This window comes from Neisseria sp. HMSC067H09 (genome assembly GCF_001814135.1).
In the GTDB taxonomy this organism is placed as follows: domain Bacteria; phylum Pseudomonadota; class Gammaproteobacteria; order Burkholderiales; family Neisseriaceae; genus Neisseria.
Genome location: NZ_KV814880.1, coordinates 1 through 233 on the forward strand (window position 1 = coordinate 1; position 233 = coordinate 233).

At 52.4% G+C, this 233-nt stretch carries 1 protein-coding gene; it reads left to right on the forward strand.

The window, feature by feature from the left end:
• The coding region (locus HMPREF2954_RS03385) for an IS30 family transposase (RefSeq protein ID WP_141755628.1) at nucleotides 1–233 on the forward strand (233 nt) is incomplete at both ends.

Below are 233 nucleotides of genomic sequence, written 5' to 3' on the forward strand. Positions count from 1 at the left end.
TCGGCATAGAAAACCGACCCGCCATCGTCGACCAGAAAACCCGCATCGGTGATTGGGAAGCCGACACCATTGTCGGCAAAGGACAGAAAAGCGCATTACTGACCTTGGTCGAACGCGTTACCCGCTACACCATCATCTGCAAATTGGATAGCCTCAAAGCCGAAGACACTGCCCAGGCAGTCATTAGGGTATTAAGGGCACATAAAGCCAGAGTCCACACCATCACCATGGAT